We start from the raw sequence: 24,251 nt of genomic DNA, 5'->3' as shown, positions 1-24,251 counted from the left end.
GCCACGGGCCGGGGTCGTCACTCGCCCGGGTGGGCGAGCTCGATGTCGTGGCCGTCGATGCCGCTGCCGGTCACCGTCAGGCCGGTCGCCACCGGCGGGTATCCGGTCGCGATGACCGTGTACTCACCGCTGTCGAGGTCGGTGAAGGCGTACGCCCCGTCCGCCCCGGTGGTCGCGGTGGCGACCACGTTGCCGGCGGCGTCCACCAGCGTGACCCGGGCGTCGTTCAGAGCCGAGCCGCCCGCGCGCACCGTGCCGAGAACCCGCGCACCGGAGTTCAGCTCGACCTCGACCCGGGTGACCCCGGTCCCGCCGACCTCGACCGGCAGCGCGACGGGCCGGTGACCGGCGGCGTTCACCGCGATGGTCACACTGCCCGGCACCAGCTCGGCGAAGGTGAACTCGCCCTGCTCGCCGGAGAGTCCGGTGGCCAGGACATCACCGCGTACATCGGTCACGATGACCATGGCCCCGGAGACCGGCAGCTTGCTGTCCGCGTCCCGCACGAGCCCGCTCAGCCCGCTGGTGCCGCTGAGCAGGATGTCGTACGCGAGGGCGTCCTCGCCGACGACGACGGTCGACGCCTGCGGCTGGAACCCGTCGGCGGAGGCGATGAGCACGTACGAACCGGCGCCGGGGGCGTCGAGGGCGTAGGCCCCGTCGCCCTGGGCGACCGCGCGGCCCAGCTGGCGTCCCCCGAGGGAGATCAGCGTGACCGCGGCCTGCGGCACGGGCGCGCTCTCGGCGCCGCGGACGTAGCCGTGCACCGGGATGCCGTGGGTGACCGGCGGAAGTCCCCCGGCCGATGCCTCGGCGGCGGACGCCACGGCGGCGAGCCGCTGCGTGCCCTCGGGCCCGGTCTCGGTGCGCGCGGCGACGGAGGCGAGCACGGGCTCGTCGGCGACGGCCGCGGCGGCCGGTGCGGCACCGCTCGGGGAGCTTGCGGAGTCCGTGGAGTCCGCGGGGCCCGACGCGGCCTGGGCGAGCGCGCCCGACGTCCGCAGCGGAACCTCCTTGATGAACAGTGTGATCAGGAAGGCGATCAGTGCCATCGGCGCGGCGATCAGGAAGACGTCGGCGATGCCGTGCCCGTACGCGCTCTCCATCACCGTGCGGAACGGCTCGGGGATCTTGTCCAGGTCGGGGATGCCACCGCCACCGGTGCCGCCGTGGCCGAACTGCGCGGCGGCCTTCGGGCCGAGGTCGGTGATGCCGTCCTTCACGTAGTCGGTGATGCGCGTGGCCATGATGGCGCCGAGCGCCGAGACACCCATCGCACCGCCCAGCGAGCGGAAGAAGGTGACGACGGAGGAGGCGGCACCGAGGTCCTGCGGCTCGACCTGGTTCTGCGTGCAGAGCACCAGGTTCTGCATCATCATGCCGATGCCGAGACCCATCAGGGCCATGTAGATCGCGATGTGCCAGTACTCGGTGTCGTACCGGATGGTGCCGAGCAGACCGAGGCCCGCCGTCACCAGCAGACCACCGCTGACCAGCCAGGCCTTCCACTTGCCCGTCTTGGTGATGACCTGGCCCGAGACGGTGGACGAGATGAACAGACCGCCGATCATCGGGATCGTCATGACGCCGGACATCGTCGGGGACTCGCCCCGCGCCAGCTGGAAGTACTGGCTGAAGAAGACCGTGCCCACGAACATCGCGACACCCACGAAGAGCGAGGCGAGCGAGGCGAGCGTGATGGTGCGGTTGCGGAAGAGCCGCAGCGGAATGATCGGCTCGCTGGCCTTGGACTCGACGAGGACGAAGAGCAGCCCGAGGACGATCGAGCCGCCGACCATGGCGCCGGTCTGCCACGACATCCAGTCGTACTTGTCACCGGCGAAGGTGACCCAGACGAGCAGCAGGCAGACGGCGGCGCTGATGAAGAAGGCGCCGGCCCAGTCGACCTTCACGTCGCGCTTGACGACGGGGAGCTTCAGGGTCTTCTGGAGGACGATCAGCGCGATGATCGCGAAGGGCACGCCGACGTAGAAGCACCAGCGCCAGCCGAGCCACGAGGTGTCGGTGATGACGCCGCCGAGCAGCGGTCCGCCGACGGTGGCGACGGCGAAGGTCGCGCCGAGGTAGCCGGAGTAACGGCCGCGCTCGCGCGGGGAGATCATCGCGGCCATGACGATCTGCGCCAGGGCGGAGAGACCGCCGACGCCGATGCCCTGCACGACGCGGCAGGCGATCAGCATGCCCGCGCTCTGCGAGAGACCGGCGACGACCGACCCGCCGACGTAGATGATCAGGGCTATCTGGACCAGGGCCTTCTTGCTGAAGAGGTCCGACAGCTTGCCCCACAGCGGGGTGGTCGCCGTCATCGCGAGCAGCGACGCGGTGACGACCCAGGTGTAGGCGGACTGGCCGCCGCCGAGGTCACCGATGATTTCGGGCAGGGCGTTGGAGACGATCGTGGACGACAGGATCGCCACGAACATGCCGAGCAGCAGCCCGGACAGCGCTTCCATGATCTGCCGGTGCGTCATCGGAGCGTTCGCATCGGCGTGACCGTGGTGGGCTCCGTGCTTGGCATGGCTGCCCCGCACACCGGCTGGTGTGGTTGTTGCCATGGGTTTCCTTTTCTTACGCGGGTGTACGGGTGGTCTCTGGGGTGGTCTGTACGTCGGGCAGCCGGGCCGAAGCCGCGCGGCAGTCCCCGAAGCTGTCGCGCAGACGCGCGAGCAACGTGCTGAGCTGGACGACCTCGTCGTCGGTCCAGTCGTGCAGGTAGTGGGTGAGCGTCCGGATGGACAGCTCGGACAGCTCGTCGACCTTGGCCTTGCCCTCGGGCGTGAGCCGCAGGATGCGGGAGCGCTTGTCGGCGGGGTCGGGGTCGCGGACGATCCACTCCCGCTCCGCGACGTGCGCGACGTGGCGGCTGGTCACCGACATGTCGACGGCGAGCAGCTCCGCGAGCCGGCTCATCCGCATGGCGCCGTGGCGCTCAAGGAGTACGAGGACGGCGGCGGACCCGCCGGGGCAGTCGTGGGGCAGCCCCCGCCCGAGGCCCCGCTTGACGGCACCGATGGCGCTGAGCTGTCGGGCCAGCTCCTCGTACTGACGCTGCGCGGCCACGGCACCTCCTGGGTATTTGTTGCTTAGGGCAACGATAGAAGCAGTTGGTTGCCGCAGGCAAACTAAAACCGGACCAACGCCCTAAAGAGTCGGCAAAGGTCTGGGGGTACGGTCGTAAAGTCCCAGGCGGGCAGGGGTTGGGCCGGGAGCAGTGCATTCGCTAGGGTCCTGACCCATGGCACACAACCCCCAGGGATCCCAGGGCAACCCCGATCCCGCCGGCAGCACGCAGATGTTCCGCGCCTTCGTCGACGAGGCCCCGCGGGGCCGCCAGCAGGCGGCGGCTTCTTCCTCCGGCCCGCGGGTCGGCCTGATCCTCGGCGTGGTCCTCGCGGTCGCGGTGGTGGTGGCGGTGGCGTGGCTCGCGCTTAAGTAGCGGCGGCGCTTTGGCGGGGGTGGGGCTTCTTCTGCCCGCGGGCTCGCTGTGGCTGGGCGCGCAGTTCCCCGCGCCCCTGACGGGGCGCATCTCGTCACGCCCGTCATGAGGGGTGCCCCGATAGGGGCGCGGGGAACTGCGCGAGCGGGCACGACGCGCCCGCACACAAAGAACCGGCCCCCGGAGGGCAGACGCTAGGTCCACTTCGTGGAGACCTCACGCGTCTCCACCCGCATGCCCAGCGGCACGCGCCACGCGTCCACGCACACCAGCCAGGTCTTCCGCCTCTCCCCGCCGGAGGCGATCGGCACCGGCAGGGGGACGGTCGACTCGACCGTGCCCCAGTCGATACCCAGCGCGCCGATGATGTGCGTGCCGAAGGTGACCGCCCCCGAACGGACCGGGGAGCCCCCCGTGTTGCGGAAGGTGACCGTCACCTTCTCGCACCAGCGCTTGTCCGCGGGCGCGCGCTCCGGGTCGCCGACACGCAGCTCGGCGGGGCCTGCCGGGCCCGGGTCCGAGGGGGACGGTTCGCCGGAGGAGCCGGCCTCAGGAGCTTCAGAAGTCTCAGGGGCTTCGGGGGCTTGAGGAGTTCGAGGAGCTTTGGCAGTCCCCGGGGATCGGGGAGCTTCGGTAGTGTCAGGAGCTTCAGGGGCCCCGCCCGGGCGGCCGGCCCCGGCATCCGGGGCTGAACTGCCGCTGTCGGCAGGTGACTTCCCCTCCGAGTCACCCTTGCCGCCACTTCCGTCGAGCGGGATCAGCCTGACGTCACCCGTCGGGCCCGCAGCCCGGTCCGGCGATGAATCCGGCACGCCGGACGCCACATAGCCGCCGCCGCTCTCACCTCCGCACTCCGCGAGGAGCCCGCCGAGGCACGCCACGGCCACGGACGCACCGAGCACGTTCCGAACACCACGTCGCATCGCGTCAGTGTGGCTGACGGTCCGTCAATGAGGAACCCCGTCAGCAACTCCGGTCGCGACAGTCCGGGTTGAGGGACCGCGTCAGTCCGAGATGAGGCCGTCGCGCAGCTGCGCCAGCGTCCGCGTGAGCAGCCGCGAGACGTGCATCTGCGAGATGCCGACCTCCTCGCCGATCTGCGACTGCGTCATGTTGGCGAAGAAGCGCAGCATGATGATGCGGCGCTCGCGCGGCGGCAGCTTGGCCAGCAGCGGCTTGAGCGACTCGCGGTACTCGACGCCCTCCAGAGCTGTGTCCTCGTACCCGAGGCGGTCCGCGAGGGAGCCCTCGCCGCCGTCGTCCTCGGGGGCAGGGGAGTCGAGCGAGGAGGCGGTGTAGGCGTTGCCCACCGCGAGGCCGTCGACGACGTCCTCCTCCGAAACCCCGAGCGCCAGCGCGAGTTCGGGCACGGTCGGCGAGCGGTCGAGCCGCTGGGCCAGCTCGTCGCTCGTCTTCGTCAGGGCGAGCCGCAGCTCCTGGAGGCGGCGCGGGACGCGCACCGACCAACTGGTGTCGCGGAAGAAGCGCTTGATCTCACCGACGACCGTCGGCATGGCGAACGTCGGGAACTCCACGCCCCGTTCGCAGTCGAAACGGTCGATCGCCTTGATCAGGCCGATCGTGCCGACCTGGACGATGTCCTCCATCGGTTCGTTGCGGCTGCGGAAGCGGGCCGCCGCGTACCGCACGAGCGGGAGGTTGAGCTCGATGAGCGTGTCGCGTACGTAGACACGCTCCGGGCTGTCCTGGTCGAGCGCGGCGAGCCGCAGGAACAGGGAGCGGGACAGGGTCCGGGTGTCGATGGCTTCCGGGGCCGTTGAGCTCTGGAGAGCTTCGGGTGAGCTCTGGAGAGCGTCGGGTGCGCTCGGAAGCGCGTCGGCGGGTGCGGATTCGCTCGGGCTCTTCGTGAGCGTGAGCGTGAGCACCTTCGAGCTGCCCTGGTCTGCGGACATGCCACCCCCTTGAGGTCGCGGACGGTCGCGGCGGACGCTCCCGTCGGAGGAACGCAGCCTCCACCTGAATACCGGAGGTGGGGCTACGGCAAACGCGGTTCCAGCAGAATGTCACATGTCGGCAACACGCTGTAGTTACTTGTCGACAAACAAGGGTGACATCCGTGCAGGAAAGAGGGGGTCTGGGGCTTTTCAGCAAGCAGTGCCGTCGGGAACAGCCCCGACGGCACTCCACTCGATACGGTTACGCCTCGATCCGATTTGCGGATCGAAGTCGTGCGAAGCTCCTGGCCAGCAGTCTCGACACATGCATCTGGGAAACGCCCAATTCGGCGCTGATCTGTGATTGCGTCAGATTGCTGTAGTAGCGGAGCAGAAGGATCCGCTGCTCCCGCTCGGGCAGTTGGACGAGGAGGTGGCGTACGAGATCGCGGTGTTCGACGCCGTCGAGCGCGGGGTCCTCGTAGCCGAGCCGGTCGAGCAGGCCGGGCAGTCCGTCGCCCTCCTGGGCGGCCTCCAGGGACGTCGCGTGGTACGACCGCCCCGCCTCGATGCAGGCGAGCACCTCCTCCTCGGTGATGCGCAGCCGCTCGGCGATCTCCGCGGTCGTCGGGGAGCGCCCGAAGGCGGTGGTGAGGTCCTCGGTCGCCCCGGTCACCTGTACCCACAGCTCGTGCAGCCGCCGCGGCACGTGAACCGTACGTACGTTGTCGCGGAAGTACCGCTTGATCTCGCCGACGACCGTCGGCATCGCGAAGGTGGGGAACTGCACCCCGCGGTCCGGATCGAACCGGTCGATGGCGTTGATGAGCCCGATGGTGCCGACCTGGACGACGTCCTCCATCGGTTCGTTGCGGCTGCGGAAGCGGGCCGCCGCGTACCGCACGAGCGGCAGGTTGGCCTCGATGAGGGCGCCGCGCACCCGGCCGTGCTCGGGGCTGCCCGGCTCCAGCTCCTTGAGCTGGCCGAAGAGGACCTGGGTGAGGGCCCGGGTGTCGGCTCCACGGGTGCTTCCGGTGCTTCCGGCGCTCGGGGCGGTCTTGGCGGGGGGACTGGTCGTGGCGGTGGCGGTGGCGGCGGGCGTGGCGGGCGGAGCCGTCTTCGCGGGTGGAGCCTCAGGCGCAGTACTGGCCGGCACGGTCAACGCCACCCCTTCTCAGTCAAGCCCAGTCAAGCTCGATCGACCTTGGCCACTTCGTCGATCGACCTCGGTCAACTCATCCGTCAAAAGCGGTCATAGCATCACAAGACATGTGCACTGTGTGCAAGCACCCGATAACTACGTGTTGAGGGCGAAGTTGGGGCCGAGGACGCCGAACGGCCCCGCACCACGATGGTGCGGGGCCGTTCGGAAAGCCTCGGGCGCAGGGCCCGCCCGGTGGTTCAGAACTCGTAGTCGGCGATCACCCACGTGGCGAACTCCCGCCACAGCGCGACGCCCGCCTGGTGGGCCGGGTGCTCGATGTACCGCTTCAGCGCATCGGTGTCCTCGACCGCCGAGTTGATGGCGAAGTCGTAGGCGATGGGGCGGTCGGTGATGTTCCAGTCGCACTCCCAGAACGTCAGCTCCGGGATCTGCTCGCCGAGGGCGCGGAAGGCCTTGACGCCCTCGACCACGCGCGGCTCGTCGCGCCGCACACCGTCGTTGAGCTTGAAGAGGACCAGATGGCGGATCACGGGCACTCCTTGGAGAGGGCTGGGGCCGGGCGGCGCCGGCGGCCTGGGCGGCCGCTCAGTCCTTGCCTCCGTTGGCGACCCAGGTCATGAAGTCACCGATGCTCTGAGCGGCGCTCGAAATGCCTTCGAACCCTATCTGCACGTAGTCGGCGGCCTTGGCGGGGTCGGTGATGATCACGTAGAGCACGAAGACGACCACCACGAAGAGGCCGATCTTCTTCCACTGCACCGCCACGATCTGGCCTCCCCTTACCCGCGCCCCGTGTGACCCCTGTGACCGCGGTGAGTCTAACCCGGCCCGTACTCACCGGGCTTTTAGGGACCAACGGCCCGACGGCAGAGGCCCTTTGCCTGCCCTGCGCGGCCCGCGCGGGGCGCAGGATGGAGAGTGAGCCCGGCGGATCTGGCAGGAATCCGCGGGCGAGGGACCGACCCCACTGCGGGGTCCGCGCCGTGCGCTTCCCCCCCGACGACGGCGTGGACTTGAGGGCCGGCCCCCATCGGGGGAAGCGGCTTGTCCCCCCGATGCCGCTTCCCCCGTCCTCCTCCCTCAGCCTCTTCCCTCAGGCTCTTTCCCCAGGCTCTTTCGCGGTGGCACGACGAAGGGCCCGTCCAATGGACGGGCCCTTCGTGCTGAGAAGCGGTAGCGGTGGGATTTGAACCCACGGAAGGGGGTTACCCTTCACTCGCTTTCGAGGCGAGCTCCTTCGGCCGCTCGGACACGCTACCGAGAGGAACTCTAGCCCAAGGTGGCCCGTGTTCTGAAATCCGTTGGGCAGGTCTCTGTATCACCGGTTGCGGAAGAAGTCCGTCAGCGGGGTGGCGCACTCCTCCGCGAGGACTCCGTGGACGACCTCGGGGCGGTGGTTGAGCCTCCGGTCGCGTACGACGTCCCAGAGCGAGCCCGCGGCTCCTGCCTTGTCGTCCCGCGCGCCGTAGACGACCCGGTCGACGCGGGACTGGACGAGCGCGCCCGCGCACATCGTGCAGGGCTCCAGTGTCACGACGAGCGTGCAGCCGGTCAGCCGCCACTGCCCCAGTTCGGCGGCGGCCCTGCGCAGGGCGAGCACCTCCGCGTGCGCGGTGGGGTCGCCGGTCAGCTCGCGTTCGTTGTGCCCCGCGCCGAGCACCGTCGTGCCGTCCGGGGACAGCACGACGGCGCCGACGGGTACGTCACCGCCCCTGCCGGCCAGCTCGGCCTCGGCCAGAGCCAGCCGCATGGGCGCCCGCCAGCGGTCGCGTACGGGGTCGTGTTCGGTGAGGTGGTCCACACCCGGAACCTAGTCCACACCCGGAACTCAGCGGACGGCCTCCAGCACCTCCGCCGCGCCGAGGATGTCGGCGATCGAGTTCAGGGCGTCCCCGGCCTCGAGGCCGAGCAGGTCCTTGCGCGGCACACCGAGGTCGGCGAGGAGTTCCGTGTCGCCGAGCGGGCCCGCGGGCACCGCGTCACCGGATTCGACGGGCTCCTCCTCCCCGTCGTCGGCGGAATCCTCCGGTTCTCCGTCCTCCGTACCGTCGAGGTCGAGTGCGTCGAGGTCGGCGACCGTGTCGTCGGCCCCCGGGTCGCGGCCGAGCATCTCGTCGGTGAGCAGGATCTCCCCGTACGAGCTGCGGGCGGCCGCGGCCGCGTCCGAGACGTAGATACGCGGGTCCTCCTCGCCGTCCACACGGACGACGCCGAACCACGCTTCTTCCTGTTCGATGAAGACGAGCACTGTGTCGTCGTCGTAGTCGGCCGTGGCTTCACGGGCCAGATCGGCCAGATCCGCCAGGGTCTCCACATCGTCGAGCTCCGTGTCGCTCGCTTCCCACCCGTCTTCGGTGCGCGCGAGCAGTGCGGCGAAGTACACCGTGACTCTCCCACTGGTCATAGGCAGTGCCGGTTGGCGGTTTGGGGTCCCCCCGGCGAGGTCGGGGAGCGGGGAGTGCTGTGTCGAGCCCCGCCCATTCGGAATCGTGGCAGAAACCGCGCCGTCAGGAGAGGTCTTCGGGCCGCTGTGTCCGCGTCGCGTTCATCCGGTGCCCCCGCGGGGCCCGCCGCACGCCGGGGCGGTCACCAGCGGAACGTACGCATGCGCATCTGCTGACGCATCCGTGCCGCCCGGGCGCGGCGCGGCTTCACGCGGTCGCGGAGCTCGATGGCCTCGGCACGCTCCCGCAGGAACTGGGCACGCCGCCTGCGGCGCTCGGTATCGGTCTCGTCGTCCGGCTTGCGTTCCGCCATGGGCCACACCACCTCGGTTCGTACGTCCCCACCTTCCCCCGGTCGGCGGTGTTGATGCCAGCGCGGTGCCGGGCCCGGGCCCGGTTACTGTTGACGTCATGCGGATCCACGTCGTCGACCACCCGCTGGTGGCGCACAAACTCACCACGCTGCGCGACAAGCGCACCGACTCCCCGACCTTCCGGCGCCTCGCCGACGAGCTGGTCACCCTGCTCGCGTACGAGGCCACCCGGGACGTGCGCACCGAGCAGGTCGACATCGACACCCCGGTGACGAGGACGACGGGCGTCAAGCTCTCGTACCCGCGTCCGCTGGTCGTGCCGATCCTGCGGGCGGGCCTCGGCATGCTCGACGGCATGGTGCGGCTGCTCCCGACCGCCGAGGTGGGCTTCCTCGGCATGATCCGCAACGAGGAGACCCTGGAGGCCTCCACGTACGCGACGCGCATGCCCGAGGACCTCTCCGGGCGCCAGGTGTACGTCCTGGACCCGATGCTCGCCACGGGTGGCACGCTCGTCGCGGCGATCCGGGAGCTGATCAAGCGCGGCGCCGACGACGTGACCGCCGTGGTGCTGCTCGCCGCCCCCGAGGGCGTCGAGGTCATGGAGCGCGAGCTGGCGGGCACGCCGGTGACGGTCGTGACGGCCTCGGTCGACGAGCGGCTCAACGAGCAGGGCTACATCGTGCCCGGGCTCGGCGACGCGGGGGACCGGATGTACGGGGCGGCGGAGTAGCGGAGTCTGCCTGCTGCCTGTTTCCGGCTGCCTGTTCTCCGGCTTCCTGCTGGAACGGCAGCGGTCAGCAGTTCTTCGCGCCGCTGGACGGCTTGGGCGCCGGCTTGGGCTTGGCGAGTTCCGCCAGGGCCTTGTCGGCGTCCTCTTTTTTGGCCAGGTCCTTGAACCGCGTGCCGAGGATCAGGTCGACCTCGCCGCCCTCGCGGGCGTCGGTCCTGTGCTCGGCGCCCGCGAGCTGCGTGCCGAGCACGGGAAGCGCGGTGCCTGCGGCCGCCTTGGCGCCGAGCAGTATCCCGGTGCCCTCGACCTTCTTGTCGAACTGCTTCGTCGCGTTGCCCACCTCGCCGATGGCGAAGCCGCGCTTCTTCAGCTCGTCGGCGGTTTTCTTGGCGAGGCCGCCACGGGGCGTGGCGTTGAAGACGTTGACGGTGATCTGGCCGGGCTTGGGCAGCGGTTTGGCCGCGGCCTTGGTGCCTGCTTCGGTCTTGTCCTCGGCGGCGGGCTTGTCCGGCTCGCCGGCGCAGTCCGGAGTGACCGGGGCCGTGGCCGACGCCTTGTCACCGCCCGAGAAGACGTGGATGAGCTGCAACGTGCCCCAGCCGATCAGACCCACGGCCGCGGCGGACGCGATGATCGCGAGCACGAGCCTGCGGCGGCCGCCGGTGCGGCGCATGCGCGGATATTTGTCCCCCGTGATGCGGTATTCGCCGCCCATGCCGGGGGGAGTGAGCATGCTCATGGGCGCAGCGTAGTGCGGCGTGGCGGTGATGCCTACTAAATGATCATTGACCGGGGCTCAGTCCAACCCAAAAGGGCCAACGGGGGCCGCTGAGGGCAGGCGAGGATGATGACGCGGCCGTCAGTCCAGTTCGAGTACGCGCGCGTGGAGCACCTGGCGCTGCTGGAGCGCGGCGCGGACCGCGCGGTGCAGCCCGTCTTCCAGGTAGAGGTCGCCCTGCCACTTCACGACGTGCGCGAAGAGGTCGCCGTAGAACGTCGAGTCCTCGGCGAGCAGGGTCTCCAGGTCGAGCTGCCCCTTGGTCGTCACGAGCTGATCGAGGCGGACCGGGCGCGGCGCGACGTCCGCCCACTGCCGGGTGCTTTCCCGGCCGTGGTCGGGGTACGGCCGGCCGTTTCCGATGCGCTTGAAGATCACACGGAAAGCCTACCGGTCAAGACTCTCCGGGCGCAGCCATGGCGACGGAGTACGCCCCTGGGAAATGCCACCGGAAAACGGGGCAAAGCGGAAACACGTCCGCTGGGAGCAGGGGCCGAGGTGAGCGAGAGCCGGTCGATGCTGTCCACGCCGGGGTCCCGGAAACGCCCGAACGAGTGGGTTCCGGGGTGTTGGCGGGCCTACTTGGACTTCGGTTCCTTGGCCGCCTTGGCCGCCTTGGCCTCGGCTTTGAGTTCCTGTTTGTGGGCGCGGACCTTGTGGAGGGAGTCCGGGCCCGTGATGTCCGCGACGGAGCGGTACGCCTCGGGGGCGCCGTAGTCGCCCGCGGCCTCCTGCCAGCCCCTGGGGCGTACGCCGAGTTGTTTGCCGAGGAGGGCCAGGAAGATCTGGGCCTTCTGTTTGCCGAACCCGGGCAGGTCGTTGAGGCGCTGGAGGAGTTCCTCGCCGGTGTCGGCGTCCTGCCAGAGGGCGGTGGCGTCACCCTCGTAGTGGTCCACCAGGTACTGGCAGAGCTGCTGGATGCGCTTGGCCATCGAGCCGGGGTAGCGGTGGACCGCCGGCTTCGTGGCGAGGAGCGTGGCGAAGTCCTCGGGGTCGTACGCCGCGATCTCGTGTGCGTCGAGGTCGGCCGCGTTCAGCCGCTGGGCGATCGTGTAGGGACCGGCGAACGCCCACTCCATCGGCACCTGCTGGTCGAGCAGCATCCCGACCAGCGCGGCCAGCGGACTGCGTCCCAGGAGTTCGTCGGCCTCGGGGTGCTGGGCGAGGTGGAGGGTGACGTGGTCGTCCATGTCGCTCATGGGTCGATGGTCTCGCGTCCTTGGGGATGCCGCAGCCGCAGCTCAGCGACCCCGCGAGCCGGAGGCGGCGGGCAACTCGGCGGGGCCGGGCGCGAGGAAAAGGCCGTGCGCCGGGCGGGGCCGCGCCGGTAGCCTCGCCCGCATGTCTACGCCCCGCGTTTCCTAGCCAGGACACCCGCTCTCACGTCACCCGTGTGTCCATTCGCTATTGCGGAGCGTTACCCCATGATCACCGTACGAGGCATCGACGTACGCGTCGGCGCCCGGCTCCTGCTGTCCGGCGTCGACTTCCACATCGCCCCCGGCGACCGCATCGGCCTGGTCGGCCGCAACGGCGCCGGCAAGACCACCCTGATGAAGATCCTGGCGGGCGGCGCGGCCCCCGCCGCCGGCACCGTCACCCGGTCCGGCTCCGTCGGTCACCTCGCCCAGGACCCCGGCGCCGCCGACCCCGCCCTCACCGTCACCGACCGCATCCTCTCCGCCCGCGGCCTGGACGAGGCCGTCACCGCGCTGCGCGCCGCCGAGGCCGCCATGGCGGACGCCACGAGCCCGGCCGCGCAGGAGCGGGCCATGGCCGCCTACACCCGCGCGGACGACCGTTTCCAGGCGCGCGGCGGTTACGCCGCCGAGGCGGAGGCCGCCCGTGTCGCCGCCGGGCTCGGACTGCCCGAGCGGGCCCTGCACCGGCCCGTCGGCGAACTGTCGGGCGGCCAGCGGCGCCGCGTCGAGCTGGCCCGGATCCTGTTCTCGCGGCACGACACGCTGCTGCTCGACGAGCCGACCAACCACCTCGACGCCGACTCGGTCGGCTGGCTGCGCGGGTACCTGTCGTCGTATCCCGGCGGTCTCGTACTCATCAGCCACGACACCGGGCTCCTCGCCGACACCGTGAACCGCGTCTTCCACCTCGACCCGCGGCGCGCCGCCATCGACGTACACAACACCGGGTGGCACACCTACCTCGCCCAGCGCGCGGCGGACGAGCGACGGCGTACCCGCGAACGCGCCAACGCCGAGCGCAAGGCCGCCTCGCTGCGCGCCCAGGCCGACAAGATGCGCTCGCACGTCTCCACCGCCACCGCCGCGAAGAACATGGACCGGCGGGCCGAGCGCATGCTCGCAGGGACGGAGCCGGTGCGGCAGGGCGAGAAGGTCGCGCGGATCAGGCTGCCCGAGCCCGCGCCGTGCGGCCGGATGCCGCTCGGGGCGGTCAGCCTCAGCAAGGCGTACGGGTCCCAGCCCGTCCTCACGGGCGTCGACCTGGCCGTCGACCGGGGCAGCCGCCTGGTCGTCCTCGGGCTCAACGGCGCCGGGAAGACGACGTTGCTGCGCCTCCTCGCCGGGCGTGAGCAGCCCGATGCGGGGCGCGTCGTGGCGGGGCCCGGGCTCAGGCTCGGCTACTTCGCGCAGGAGCACGACACCCTGGAGGCCTCGAAGACCGTCCGCGAGAACCTTTCGGGCGTGGCCCCGCACCTGACCGACGGCGAGGTGCGGCGGGTGCTGGGGTCGTTCCTGTTCGGCGGGGACGACGCGGACAAGCCCGCCGCGGTCCTCTCGGGCGGCGAGAAGACGCGGCTGGCGCTGGCCGGGCTCGTGCACTCGGGCGCGAACGTCCTGCTGCTCGACGAGCCCACCAACAACCTCGACCCGGCGTCCAGGGACGAGGTGCTCACCGCGGTCGGCACGTATCCCGGGGCCATCGTGATGGTCACGCACGACGAGGGCGCGATCGACGCGCTCCGGCCGGACCGCGTCCTGCTGCTCCCCGACGGCTCCGAGGACCTGTGGAGCCCCGACTACCGGGGGCTGGTGGGGCTGGCCTGAGTGGGCGGGGCTTTCGGGGGCGCGGTGCTCCGCCTGTTCGACTCGCCTGTTCGGCCCTCCCCGCAAGCCCCGCTGTGCTTCCATGCTGCGATGAGACGAGACCGGGTCGCCGACGCGGCCGAGGGGCATCCCGTGCTGCGCGTGCGGGAGCGTGCCGGTGAGCGGGATCTGGAGGCGTGCGTCGGTGTGCTCGTCCAGGTCCACAAGGCCGACGGATACCCCGTCAACTGGCCTGCCCTGCCTGCCGACTGGCTCACCGGATCCGCCGCGCTCGGCGCCTGGGTGGCGGAGCTGGACGGGCGGATCGTCGGGCACGTGGCGCTGGCCCGGAGCGGGGCGGAAGACGTGGCGCCCCGCCTGTGGAGTGAGCGCGCGGGCGTGGACGTCGAGGGGGCGGCCGTGATCAGCCGCCTGTTCGTAGCGCCGGACGCGCGGGGTCACGGCATCGGCGCGCTGCTGATGGGGCGGGCCGTGCGGGAGTCGCGGGCGCGCGGCCTGCACCCGGTCCTGGACATGGTCTCCTCCGCTGTCTCCTCCGATGGCTCTCCCGACACCCCCTCCGACGCCTCGGCCGCCGCGCTCTACGAACGTATGGGCTGGCGGCTCCTGGCCGTCGTCGAGCAGGAGTGGGGTCCTGGGCAGCGGGTGGCCCTGCGCTGTTACGCGGGGCCCTCGGCGAGCGGGACGTCGCCCGGTGACGCGACGGCGGAAGGCGCCCCGCCCGCTTCCGCCGCTCCCCGCAGCGCCTCCAACAACCCCCGCAGCGCCGGTTGAAGCGGTGAGCCGGACCGTACCGCCGCGTGGATCGCGCGTAACGGTTCCGGGCGTCGGGTAGACGTCAATGCCCCCAGCCAGGGGCGAGGCTGACGCCCGTCACAGCTCCGCCCCCGCCCTGGCGCCCCGCTCCCGCAGCCACGAGGCGACCTCCTCGGCGCCCGACGCGACCGCGATGTCCAGCGGCGTCATCTCGTCGTACCCGACCCGGTCGAGCGCGGCGCCCCGCTCCAGCAGATACCGCGCGGTGGCCAACTGCCCGCCGTGACAGGCGCTCCAGAAGGCGGCGTCGAGGTCGTCGGTGCCCGGCGGGCCCGCCGCCACGCGGGCCCGGACGCGATCGAGCAGCCCGAGCGCCGCCTCGTCCCGCAACGTCGTCCGCGCCCCGTGCTCCAGCAGCCGCCGCGCCGCCCGCCACTGGCCGAAGCCGCGCGCGTCGGCCAGCGGTGTGCCGTACGCGATGACCGCTCCGTCCGCCTCGATGTCCGCACCGGCGGCGACGAGGGCGTCCAGCGCCGCCACGTCGTCACTGCTCGCCGCCCAGTGCAGGGGCGTCTCCGCGTGGGCGCCGACGAAGCGGGCGTCGGGGTCGGCGCCCGCCGCGACCAGGACGCGGATGACCTCGGGGCCCGAGGGGAAGTGCCCCGGCCAGTCCGTGGCGATGTGCAGCAGGCTGCGCGTCCCCGCGGCCTCGCCGTCCTGTCCGATCCCCGAGGAGGCGAGCCCTGGATGAGCGTCGAGCAGGTCCTGGAGCGCCTGGACGTCGCCGGTCCTGATCGCCCCGGTCACCGCCACGGCCAGCGGGTCCCGCGCGTCGAGAACTGCCATGCCCCACCTCCCTGAGCGACTGCCGCCGATTCTGTCAGCGCCCACTGACAACGGCCGGGCCCGGACTGCGGAGGGTCTGCCTCCGGAATGTCGCGGTGCCGAGGACCACGGCGACGCCCACGGCGATCAGATGCTCACGGCCGGCGAGATCGGGCTCGGCGAACGAACCGGCCACCGTGGGGACCACGGCGGCGACGAAGAGCACCGGCGCCCGCAGGGTGACCGCCGCGTAGGCGAAGAGCCCGACGATGGCGGCGGAGGTCCCGGTGTCCACGGCGTGCGCGGCGCTGCCGGGGAGCCCGAGGCGGTCGGGACCGAGCGCGATCATCACGCGCGCCCCGAAGGTCCCGGCGAGTGTGACGGCGTACGCCACCACGAGGGTGCGCACGCGGCCGAAGAGGAGTTCGGCCAGCGCGAAGGCCAGGACGAGCCGCGGCAGCCCGCCCCACACGGGCAGATCCACCGCGGGCACGAACACCGATACGGGCGTACGCAGCAGAGTCAGCCAGACCGGCTGGTCGGCCCGCACCTCGCTGACCACCCGCAGCACGTCGGCCCCGAGGGCCGTCTGCTGGAACGCGTGCAGGCCGGTCACCGCGACGGCGGCGAAGAGGGCGAGGGAGACCCCCAGGGGCCCACGCGCGCGGAGCGTGCGCCACGGTACGGAGACGACGCCCCGCCACTCATGGAGCAGCCTCTCCCGGCCCCACTCGGCGACGAGGCGGGATACCCGCGCAACCCGCGTTACCCGCGTTGTCAATGCCTCTCTCCTCCTCGGCCGCCCGGACGGGCGACTGCGGAGGATACCCCGGCTGTCAGCAGACGCAGATGCAGATGCAGATGCAGGTGCAGGTGCAGCCGCTAGCCCTGGAGCACGTCACCGAAGTACGACGTACCCGCCGGGCCGCCGAGCCCCGGGCCGCTGACCGACTTCGAGCCGGTCGCGGTGACACCGGAGGACGTGGACCTGAAGAGCCAGACGGCACCGGCGCCGTCGTTCTCGCCGTACGCCCCGGCGATAAGCTCGGCGCGGCCGTTGCCGTCGCCGTCCGTCAGCCGGACCTCGCCGCCGAAGAAGTCCGAGGTCTCCGCGGTTCCGGGGACGCCCGAGGTGTCCTGCGAGAACGCCTTCGCGCCCGCGCCGGTGAGGCCGCTCGCCGAGCCGCGCAGCACGATCGCGGAACCGGCCTTCCTCGCGGAACCCAGGCTCTCGGAGGCCGCGCCGACCGCGATGTCCGCGTAGCCGTCGCCGTTGGTGTCCCCCGACGACAGGCTCCACCCGAAGGCGTCGCCCTTCTCCGCGGCGCCGGGGACGCCCGCCGTGTCCTGGGTGACGCGCACGGGGGTACGGGTGCTCAGGCCGGTCGCGCCGCCGTACGTCACGGTGACCGCGCCGCCGGGGCCGCCGTTGGGCTCGTCCGCCGACTTCTCCATGAAGTTGCCGGTGACGATGTCGCCGTAGCCGTCCTTGTCCACGTCGGCGATGGTCGCGTCGTAGCCGCCCGCGACCTTGCCCGCGGGCTTCGGGGTCGTACCGCCCCTGTAGAGCACGCTGCGGGTGCGGTAGCCGCCGCCGCTGCGCTCTTCCTGGCCCATGATCAGCAGGTCGGTGGCCGCGTCGCCGTCGACGTCGCCCGCGATGATCTTGTCGGTGTTGATGCCGGTCGCCTCGGAGGTGTCGACTCCGGTGAGCGCCGCGGCCTTGCCGGCCCGGGAGATGGGCCCCTTGAAGATGTTCAGTCCGGGCGAGGCGTTGTTGGCGGCCGCGAGGTCGGCCTTGCCGTCCCCGTCGAAGTCACCCGCGGCCACGGACCAGCCCAGCTCGTAGCGGGTCGCGGGCAGGGGGGAGGCGATGTCCGTGCCCGTGGTGAGGCCACCGGCGCCACCCCAGACCACGGTGAGAGCGCCGAACTCGTCGCCGCTCCCGATGCGCTCACCGTGCACGCCGACGATCAGGTCCGTGTAACCGTCGTCGTCCAGGTCCCCGGTGGTGACCCGGTCACCGAAGTAGTCCCCGGTCTCGGGGGTGCCGGGGACGCCGGTGGTGGCCTGGCTGATCAGGGTCCGCTCGGAGGTGTCGAGCCCGCTCGCGGTGCCGTAGACGACGGCGACGTAACCGGCGCCGCTCTTGCCCGAGACCTTGCCCAGGGGGGCGGAGATCGCGAGATCGCCGTAACCGTCACCGTTGAAGTCGGCACGCGCGCGGTCGGCTCCCGCCCCGGGCTCCGCTCCGGCCGGCGCCGACGCGGCGGCGAGCAACGACCCGGTCAGGGCGACGGTGGCCACACCGGCCAGGGCCATACGGAACTTCTTGGGCATGCGATTCTCCTGCGGCGGCATACGGAGAGCCCACATTCCGGGCCCCCGTGTCGAAAGGGACACCGCGCGCCATCACCACCCCGCCCTCACTCCGGAGGAGTCGGGCCCCTGACGTGCCGCGTCGGCGCAGAGGAGACCTTCGGTGGGGCGGCAGGGTTGTACGGGAAAGTGCGGGAACTCCGCACCCGCGTGGCTCACTCGCCGTTCTTCTGCAACAAGCAGTCGTAGCTCAGCTGCAAGGTGTCGGCGATCGCCAGGGTGGTGATCCCGCCCGTCACGGCCCGGGTGGCGCCCGGCCACAGCAGGCGGGCGCCGGTGAAGGTGGTCGTCAGCCATACGCTCAGACAGAACGGGCAGGTCACCAGCTCGCCCACGCTCGACCTGAGGCCCCCTCCGCGAGGGCTTTCACTCACCTCGGCGGGGCCCGTCGCCGATTCGTACCGGGTGAACGGCGCCCGCAGCGGACTCGTGACGGACCCCTTGCTGAGCAGCCGGCTCAGCCGGAAGACGGCCGCCGCGGTCAGCACGATGTCCCAGGGTTCGTAACGGTCCGGCAGTTTGGCCTTCCGCCGGGCGAGTACGGCGGCCCAGGCGGCCGTGTACCCGCCGAACGCGACGACGGCACCGAGGTGTCCGCCGAGCCGGCGTTCCTCCCGCGGCGCGTAGGCGCTGCCGACTCGGTGGAACGCCCTCCCGACCCGGTGCATCCGGCTGTCCTTCTCTTCCGCGCCTTGGTTCACAAGCGGCCTCCGCCGGGCGATGTCGATGGCCGGTCCCCGCCTTGCCCACGCCACCGAACCCGAGGAACGCGACGGCTGAGATCCCGACTTGGCATGCAGGTCTCACAAGTAACCATGCGGCGGGTGGCGAAACGGCATGACGTGCCTGGGGCGAGTCGCGCGAAATCGCCGGCCGGCGCGCGCGACGCGGGCGCCGCTGCGGACACGGCCACACGCCCTAGGTGTTGGCGCCGGCCCGGGAGTGACGGCCACCGGGGCGGGGGCCGTGCCAGTCCAGGCAGATGACGGTGGCGTCGTCGGCGAGGCGGCCCTCACAGGCGTCGGCGACCGCCGCCGTCATGATCCGTACGACCTCCCGGGGGTGCTCGTCGGCGGTCTCGCGGATCAGGGCGGGCAGATCGACGTACTGGGCCTGACGTTCCTGCATGCCGTCGGTGAACAGGACGAGCCGGTCACCGGGGCGCAGGTCGAGTCCGTCGACGCGGTGAGGGGCGGGAGCGGGGACGCCGAAGGGCAGGTTGGCGGTCAGGTCCACCTCGTCCACGGCGCCCGCGCGCAGACGCAGGGGGCGGGGGTGCCCGGCGTTGACGAGCTGGGCGCCGCTGCCGTCGAGGGAGATGCGAAGGAGCTGGCCGGTGGCCAGGGTGCGGCGGCCGTGGTCGAGAAGGGCCTGATGGGTCTGGCGGGCCTGTTCGGCCAGGTCGTGCCCGGTGCGGCGGGCGCCGCGGGAGGCGTTGACCAGGAGGGTGGCCATGAGGGCCGCGTCCACGTCGTGCCCCATGGCGTCGGTGATCGACAGGTGCAGGGTGCCGTGGTCCAGGGCGTAGTCGTAGGTGTCACCGGCGATGTGATTGGCGGGCAGGAGCGCCGCGGCGAGGGTGAACTCGGCGGCCTCGCAGGAGGGGGCCGAGGGCAGGAGCTGACGCTGGATCTCGGCGGCCAGACTCACCGGGATCGTGCGCTGACCCCAGAAGTAGAGGTCGGTGAAGCGGCGGTCGGTGACCACGATGTACGCCAGGGCGTGCGCGGTCTCCTCCACCTGCCCCAGGACGTCCTGCGTGACGTGGGGGAGGTACAGCTCCAGGACGCCGATGGTGTCGCCCCGGTTGGTGACCGGCGCGATCACGTGATGCCCGCGCGGACCGGCGGGGGTGTGCCCCACCTTCTGGCTGCGCAGGACCTCGTCGTAGTCGCTGCCGGCCAGCGGAATCTGCTCGGCGCAGCCGTTGTCCGGCGCCTCGCCCTCTTCGCTGACCCGCACCATCTGCCGGCCGACGATGTCGACGAACAGGAACGACACGTACTTCGCACCGAAACGGTCGCGGAGGTTGCGCGCCACCACATCGAGCGAGGCCCCCGGCTGGGCGTCCTCCGCCCTGGCGAGCACCTCGGCCAATCTGATCCGCTCCTGCGCCATGGACGGCCTCCCTCAGTACTACGGCCACGGAACCACAGAACGACGAAGGCCCCCACCGGGGAACCGGTGGGGGCCTTCGTCTGCCCTGACGGGCGAGTGCGGAGGATACGAGATTCGAACTCGTGAGGGGTTGCCCCCAACACGCTTTCCAAGCGTGCGCCCTAGGCCACTAGGCGAATCCTCCGCCGCAAACAATACAAGACGTTGGGGAGTGCTCGCGAACACGATCCCGGCCGGGGGATGAGGAGGCCGGGAGGGTGGGTCCCGGCGTCGCTTTCGGGCCCGGGGATCCGTTAGGGTGGGGCTCAGCCCCTCACGTGGCGCTATCTGACTGAACTCCCCCAGGGCCGGAAGGCAGCAAGGGTAGGTCGGCTCTGGCGGGTGCGTGGGGGGCGCTTTGCGTTGGGGCGGTCCGGGTTGTCAGTGGTCGCCTATAACCTCGTATGCGTGTCGTCTCTCGCGTTGTACCGCCGTTATCGCCCGGAGTCGTTCGCCGAGGTCATCGGGCAGGAGCATGTGACAGACCCGCTGCAGCAGGCGCTGCGGAACAACCGGGTCAATCACGCGTACCTGTTCAGTGGCCCGCGCGGCTGCGGCAAGACGACGAGCGCGCGCATCCTGGCCCGCTGTCTGAACTGTGAGCAAGGTCCCACTCCCACGCCCTGCGGCGAGTGCCAGTCCTGCCGCGACCTGGCGAGGAACGGCCCGGGGTCCATCGACGTCATCGAGATCGACGCCGCGTCGCACGGCGGCGTGGACGACGCCCGTGACCTGCGCGAGAAGGCCTTCTTCGGGCCCGCGTCGAGCCGGTACAAGATCTACATCATCGACGAGGCCCACATGGTCACCTCGGCGGGCTTCAACGCCCTGCTGAAGGTGGTCGAGGAGCCCCCGGAGCACCTCAAGTTCATCTTCGCGACGACCGAGCCCGAGAAGGTCATCGGCACGATCCGCTCGCGTACGCACCACTACCCGTTCCGGCTCGTGCCCCCCGGCACGCTGCGGGACTACCTCGCCGAGGTCTGCGGCCGCGAGGACATGGCCGTCGAGGAAGGCGTGCTGCCGCTCGTCGTGCGCGCCGGTGCCGGGTCCGTGCGTGACTCCATGTCCGTCATGGACCAGCTGCTCGCCAGCGCGGGCGAGGCCGGTGTGACGTACGCCATGGCGACGTCCCTGCTCGGTTATACGGACGGTTCGCTGCTCGACTCCGTGGTCGAGGCCTTCGCCTCGGGGGACGGGGCGGCGGCCTTCGAGGTCGTGGACCGCGTGATCGAGGGGGGCAACGACCCGCGGCGCTTCGTCGCCGACCTCCTGGAGCGGCTGCGCGACCTGGTCATCCTCGCGGCCGTGCCGGACGCCGCCGAGAAGGGGCTCATCGACGCCCCCGCCGACGTCGTGGAGCGCATGCAGGCGCAGGCCGGTGTCTTCGGAGGCGCCGAGCTGAGCCGCGCGGCCGACATCGTGAACGAGGGCCTGACGGAGATGCGGGGCGCCACATCCCCACGGCTCCAGCTCGAACTGATCTGCGCACGCGTGCTGCTCCCCGCCGCGTACGACGACGAGCGTTCGGTCATGGCCCGCCTCGACCGCCTGGAGCGCGGCGGGAACTTCGTACCGGGCGGGCAGGGCCCCGGACCCGCCATGGCGTACGTTCCCGGACCCGAGGCCCACGCGGGCGGTCCCGCGCCGGTGGCTCCGGGGGCCGGTCCCGCCGCCGCGCGCGCGGCTGTACGAGGCTCCGGAGCGCCGCAGGCAGGGCCGGGCCCCGCCCCTGAAGCGGGCGGTCCTGTCGCTCCGGGCGCGGGTTTCGCGCCCGCGCCGCAGGCTGCGCCTCCGGTCGCCCCGCCGTCGGCTCCCGCACCGCCCCCCGCGCCCGCTCCTGCCCCTCCCGTCGCCCCCGCCGCGGCCTCGGCTCCTTCGGAGGAGCGCAGGCCCGGCGGGTGGCCGACGGCTTCGGCCCCGGGCGGCGGCCCCGCGCCCACGCACGCGGCCCCCGCTCCGGAGTCAGGCCCGAGGCCGGGCGGCTGGCCCACCGCGGCGTCCACGGGCGGTGGAGCGCCGGCCTCCGCGCCGGCGTCGGCCCCGGCTCCGCAGGCCCCCGCCCCGGGCCCCGCGCCCCTGGCGCACCAGTCGCCTCCCGCGGGCGGGCCCGACCCGCGCACCCTGTGGCCGAACATCCTCGAGGCGGTGAAGAACCGCCGCCGCTTCACCTGGATCCTGCTCAGCCAGAACGCCCAGGTGGCGGGCTTCGACGGCACGACGCTCCAGATCGGCTTCGTCAACGCGGGGGCGCGGGACAACTTCGCGAGCAGCGGCAGCGAGGACGTGCTGCGGCAGGCGCTGTCCGAGCAGTTCGGCGTGCAGTGGAAGGTCGAGGCGATCGTCGACCCGTCGGGCGGTTCCGCGCCGCCGCCGGCCGCGGGGAACTTCGGCGGGGGCGGTGCTCCTGCGGCTCCGCGCCCCGCGGCCCCGCCGCAGCAGCCGACGCCGCGCCCCGCCGCCCCGGCCCCGCAGGCCCCGCCCCCGCCGGCCCCGGAGCCGACGCCGCCTCCTCGGTCGGCCCCCGCCCCGGAGCATGTGTCCCCCGAGGACGACGTGCCCGAGGACGACGACCCGGACCTCGTCGAATCGGCCCTGTCCGGCCACGACCTGATCGTTCGCGAGCTGGGCGCGACGGTAGTGGACGAGTATCCGAACGAATAGATCCGGGCGGGGCGGATAGCTTCCCGCCCGCCCTTCCTCCACTCCGCAGCGCGGGGTAAACGGGCGGGTGGGAGATATCCGCCGCGAAGGGGCGGCGCAGTCCGGCCGGACACAACCCGCACCCGACAACACGGCGCCCCAGCCCCGCCCCGAACGACAGCCAGGGCTCACCTGGAGGAACGTACAAAAGGGTCCGGAGCCAGCCCTAGGTGGGCCGCACAAACCCGCCCCGCCCCGCCAGCTAGGCTGACCCCGTGAAGGTCCTCGTCATCGGCAGTGGTGCCCGCGAACACGCCCTGTGCCGCTCTCTGTCCCTCGATCCCGACGTCTCCGAGCTGCACTGCGCCCCCGGCAACGCCGGCACCGCGGAAGTGGCCGAGACGCACCAGGTCGACGCCCTCGACGGCGCCGCCGTGGCGTCACTCGCCCAGCGGCTCGGCGCGGGGCTCGTCGTCGTGGGGCCGGAGGCCCCGCTCGTCGCGGGCGTCGCCGACGCCGTGCGCGCCGCGGGCATTCCCTGCTTCGGCCCGTCCAAGGAGGCCGCCCAGCTGGAGGGCTCCAAGGCGTTCGCGAAGGACGTGATGGCGGGCGCGAGCGTGCCGACCGCTCGGTCGTACGTCTGTATGACCGCGGAGGAGATCGACGAGGCCCTCGACGCCTTCGGAGCGCCCTACGTCGTCAAGGACGACGGGCTCGCCGCCGGCAAGGGCGTCGTGGTCACGGACGACATCGAGGCGGCCCGCGCCCACGCCCTGGCCTGCGACCGCGTGGTCATCGAGGAGTTCCTGGACGGCCCCGAGGTCTCCCTCTTCGCGATCACCGACGGCGAGACCGTCGTCCCGCTCCAGCCCGCCCAGGACTTCAAGCGCGCGCTCGACGGGGACGGGGGCCCGAACACCGGCGGTATGGGCGCGTACTCGCCCCTCCCGTGGGCCGACCCGAAGCTGGTCGACGATGTCATGCGGAGCGTGCTCCAGCCGACGGTCGACGAGCTGCGCCGCCGCGGCACGCCGTTCGCCGGGCTGCTGTACGCGGGCCTCGCGATCACCGGTCGCGGCGTACGCGTCATCGAGTTCAACGCCCGCTTCGGCGACCCCGAGACCCAGGTGGTCCTGGCCCGCCTCAAGACCCCGCTCGCCGGGCTCCTGATGGCCGCGGCGACCGGCAACCTCGCCGACCTGCCCCCGCTGCGCTGGAGCGACGACGCCGCGGTGACCGTGGTCGTCGCCTCGCACAACTACCCCGGCACCCCTCGCACGGGCGACCCCATCGAGGGACTCGACGAGGTGGCGGCACAGGATGCCCCCCACGCGTACGTTCTGCACGCCGGGACCAAGCGGGACGGCGACGCCGTCGTCAGCGCGGGCGGCCGCGTGCTGTCCGTGACGGCGACCGGCGACGGCCTCACCCAGGCCCGCGAACGCGCGTACGCCGCCCTGTCGCGCATCCGCCTCGACGGCTCCCAGCACCGTACGGACATCGCGGCGAAGGCGGCCGCGGAGGCGTAACCCGCGGAGACCCGCGCCACCCCCGCGGCCCCCGCACCCCCGCCGAACAGCCTCAAGGCCCCGGATCCGACACTGGATCCGGGGCCTTTTGGCACCCACCTCTAGCCAAAGCCATTCCATCGAGTGACCGCTGGCCCATCCGGCTGACGA

General features: G+C 71.9%; 24 protein-coding genes, 2 tRNA genes and 1 other RNA gene. 7 read left to right on the top strand and 20 right to left on the bottom strand.

What is annotated here, in order from left to right:
• Positions 1-17 precede the first annotated feature (17 nt).
• Both CP975_RS17005 and CP975_RS17000 read right to left on the bottom strand, forming a co-directional pair.
• Positions 18-2,492, bottom strand: coding sequence for an MFS transporter (locus CP975_RS17005; protein ID WP_055528580.1), 2,475 nt, complete (start codon positions 2,490-2,492; stop codon positions 18-20).
• Between the two features lie 97 nt (positions 2,493-2,589).
• The gene (locus CP975_RS17000) at positions 2,590-3,081 is read right to left on the bottom strand and encodes a MarR family winged helix-turn-helix transcriptional regulator (protein ID WP_055528579.1); all 492 of its coding nucleotides are present in this window, start codon (positions 3,079-3,081) and stop codon (positions 2,590-2,592) included.
• A gap of 175 nt (positions 3,082-3,256) precedes the next feature.
• Here CP975_RS17000 and CP975_RS16995 point away from each other — a divergent pair, with 175 nt between their 5' ends.
• On the top strand, positions 3,257-3,457 hold the full coding sequence (locus tag CP975_RS16995; protein ID WP_055528578.1) for a hypothetical protein: 201 nt from the start codon (positions 3,257-3,259) through the stop codon (positions 3,455-3,457).
• A gap of 194 nt (positions 3,458-3,651) precedes the next feature.
• Here the strand turns inward: CP975_RS16995 and CP975_RS35805 are convergent, their stop codons facing one another.
• The 9 genes from CP975_RS35805 to CP975_RS35060 form a co-directional block, all read right to left on the bottom strand.
• Positions 3,652-3,894 carry a hypothetical protein gene (locus tag CP975_RS35805; RefSeq protein WP_055528577.1) on the bottom strand — a complete coding sequence of 81 codons (243 nt, stop codon included), beginning with the start codon at positions 3,892-3,894 and terminating at the stop codon, positions 3,652-3,654.
• A gap of 567 nt (positions 3,895-4,461) precedes the next feature.
• Positions 4,462-5,370 (bottom strand): RNA polymerase sigma factor SigF, encoded by a 909-nt coding sequence (locus CP975_RS16985; protein ID WP_055528576.1) that lies wholly within the window; start codon positions 5,368-5,370, stop codon positions 4,462-4,464.
• Between the two features lie 244 nt (positions 5,371-5,614).
• Positions 5,615-6,520, bottom strand: coding sequence for an RNA polymerase sigma factor SigF (locus CP975_RS16980; RefSeq protein ID WP_070321164.1), 906 nt, complete (start codon positions 6,518-6,520; stop codon positions 5,615-5,617).
• Between the two features lie 233 nt (positions 6,521-6,753).
• Positions 6,754-7,047 carry a Dabb family protein gene (locus CP975_RS16975; RefSeq protein ID WP_030780402.1) on the bottom strand — a complete coding sequence of 98 codons (294 nt, stop codon included), beginning with the start codon at positions 7,045-7,047 and terminating at the stop codon, positions 6,754-6,756.
• A gap of 55 nt (positions 7,048-7,102) precedes the next feature.
• Positions 7,103-7,282 carry a hypothetical protein gene (locus CP975_RS16970; protein ID WP_030780404.1) on the bottom strand — a complete coding sequence of 60 codons (180 nt, stop codon included), beginning with the start codon at positions 7,280-7,282 and terminating at the stop codon, positions 7,103-7,105.
• A 406-nt stretch (positions 7,283-7,688) separates the two neighbouring features.
• Positions 7,689-7,776 (bottom strand) — tRNA-Ser (locus tag CP975_RS16965).
• A 59-nt stretch (positions 7,777-7,835) separates the two neighbouring features.
• Positions 7,836-8,267: a tRNA adenosine(34) deaminase TadA gene (gene tadA / locus CP975_RS16960; RefSeq protein WP_055528590.1), complete on the bottom strand. Its 432-nt coding sequence runs from the start codon at positions 8,265-8,267 to the stop codon at positions 7,836-7,838.
• A gap of 78 nt (positions 8,268-8,345) precedes the next feature.
• Complete coding sequence (locus tag CP975_RS16955; RefSeq protein ID WP_055528575.1) at positions 8,346-8,900, bottom strand: tRNA adenosine deaminase-associated protein; 555 nt, start codon at positions 8,898-8,900, stop codon at positions 8,346-8,348.
• Positions 8,901-9,103: 203 nt separating this feature from the next.
• Positions 9,104-9,274 carry a hypothetical protein gene (locus tag CP975_RS35060; RefSeq protein ID WP_167532703.1) on the bottom strand — a complete coding sequence of 57 codons (171 nt, stop codon included), beginning with the start codon at positions 9,272-9,274 and terminating at the stop codon, positions 9,104-9,106.
• A gap of 98 nt (positions 9,275-9,372) precedes the next feature.
• Between CP975_RS35060 and upp the strand changes: the two genes are divergently transcribed.
• Positions 9,373-10,008 (top strand): uracil phosphoribosyltransferase, encoded by a 636-nt coding sequence (upp, locus tag CP975_RS16950; protein ID WP_055528574.1) that lies wholly within the window; start codon positions 9,373-9,375, stop codon positions 10,006-10,008.
• Positions 10,009-10,072: 64 nt separating this feature from the next.
• Here the strand turns inward: upp and CP975_RS16945 are convergent, their stop codons facing one another.
• From CP975_RS16945 to CP975_RS16935, 3 genes are all read right to left on the bottom strand, one after another.
• Positions 10,073-10,747: a LytR C-terminal domain-containing protein gene (locus CP975_RS16945; RefSeq protein WP_150477066.1), complete on the bottom strand. Its 675-nt coding sequence runs from the start codon at positions 10,745-10,747 to the stop codon at positions 10,073-10,075.
• A 120-nt stretch (positions 10,748-10,867) separates the two neighbouring features.
• On the bottom strand, positions 10,868-11,164 hold the full coding sequence (locus CP975_RS16940; RefSeq protein WP_003999914.1) for a type II toxin-antitoxin system VapB family antitoxin: 297 nt from the start codon (positions 11,162-11,164) through the stop codon (positions 10,868-10,870).
• Positions 11,165-11,364: 200 nt separating this feature from the next.
• A complete protein-coding gene (locus CP975_RS16935) occupies positions 11,365-11,985 on the bottom strand; it encodes an HhH-GPD-type base excision DNA repair protein (RefSeq protein WP_425474255.1) in 621 nt (206 codons plus the stop codon).
• A gap of 225 nt (positions 11,986-12,210) precedes the next feature.
• On the opposite strand from CP975_RS16935, the gene CP975_RS16930 reads away from it, so the two are divergent.
• Both CP975_RS16930 and CP975_RS16925 read left to right on the top strand, forming a co-directional pair.
• Positions 12,211-13,812: an ABC-F family ATP-binding cassette domain-containing protein gene (locus tag CP975_RS16930; protein ID WP_055528571.1), complete on the top strand. Its 1,602-nt coding sequence runs from the start codon at positions 12,211-12,213 to the stop codon at positions 13,810-13,812.
• A gap of 90 nt (positions 13,813-13,902) precedes the next feature.
• On the top strand, positions 13,903-14,586 hold the full coding sequence (locus tag CP975_RS16925) for a GNAT family N-acetyltransferase (protein ID WP_150477065.1): 684 nt from the start codon (positions 13,903-13,905) through the stop codon (positions 14,584-14,586).
• Positions 14,587-14,685: 99 nt separating this feature from the next.
• On the opposite strand, the gene CP975_RS16915 is transcribed toward CP975_RS16925, so the two are convergent.
• From CP975_RS16915 to CP975_RS16890, 6 genes are all read right to left on the bottom strand, one after another.
• Positions 14,686-15,414: an ankyrin repeat domain-containing protein gene (locus CP975_RS16915; protein WP_055528570.1), complete on the bottom strand. Its 729-nt coding sequence runs from the start codon at positions 15,412-15,414 to the stop codon at positions 14,686-14,688.
• 34 nt (positions 15,415-15,448) lie between these two features.
• Positions 15,449-16,174, bottom strand: a complete 726-nt coding sequence (locus CP975_RS16910; protein WP_055528569.1) for a hypothetical protein — start codon at positions 16,172-16,174, stop codon at positions 15,449-15,451.
• 101 nt (positions 16,175-16,275) lie between these two features.
• Positions 16,276-17,733 carry an FG-GAP-like repeat-containing protein gene (locus tag CP975_RS16905; protein WP_055528567.1) on the bottom strand — a complete coding sequence of 486 codons (1,458 nt, stop codon included), beginning with the start codon at positions 17,731-17,733 and terminating at the stop codon, positions 16,276-16,278.
• 194 nt (positions 17,734-17,927) lie between these two features.
• Positions 17,928-18,440: a DUF1360 domain-containing protein gene (locus CP975_RS16900; RefSeq protein WP_150477063.1), complete on the bottom strand. Its 513-nt coding sequence runs from the start codon at positions 18,438-18,440 to the stop codon at positions 17,928-17,930.
• A gap of 250 nt (positions 18,441-18,690) precedes the next feature.
• Complete coding sequence (locus tag CP975_RS16895) at positions 18,691-19,890, bottom strand: PP2C family protein-serine/threonine phosphatase (RefSeq protein ID WP_055528564.1); 1,200 nt, start codon at positions 19,888-19,890, stop codon at positions 18,691-18,693.
• A gap of 99 nt (positions 19,891-19,989) precedes the next feature.
• Positions 19,990-20,074: transfer RNA gene (locus CP975_RS16890), tRNA-Ser, on the bottom strand.
• A gap of 120 nt (positions 20,075-20,194) precedes the next feature.
• Between CP975_RS16890 and ffs the strand changes: the two genes are divergently transcribed.
• The 3 genes from ffs (at position 20,195) to purD (ending at position 24,101) form a co-directional block, all read left to right on the top strand.
• Positions 20,195-20,293, top strand: an RNA gene (gene ffs / locus CP975_RS16885) — signal recognition particle sRNA small type.
• A gap of 44 nt (positions 20,294-20,337) precedes the next feature.
• Positions 20,338-22,593 (top strand): DNA polymerase III subunit gamma and tau, encoded by a 2,256-nt coding sequence (locus tag CP975_RS16880; protein WP_150477062.1) that lies wholly within the window; start codon positions 20,338-20,340, stop codon positions 22,591-22,593.
• 254 nt (positions 22,594-22,847) lie between these two features.
• Complete coding sequence (gene purD, locus CP975_RS16875; RefSeq protein WP_150477061.1) at positions 22,848-24,101, top strand: phosphoribosylamine--glycine ligase; 1,254 nt, start codon at positions 22,848-22,850, stop codon at positions 24,099-24,101.
• Positions 24,102-24,251 lie beyond the last annotated feature (150 nt).

It is taken from the genome of Streptomyces alboniger (genome assembly GCF_008704395.1).
Taxonomy (GTDB): Bacteria; Actinomycetota; Actinomycetes; order Streptomycetales; family Streptomycetaceae; genus Streptomyces; species Streptomyces alboniger.
Note: the sequence above shows the minus strand (reverse complement) of the source record. Positions and strands in the feature narration are given on the sequence as shown.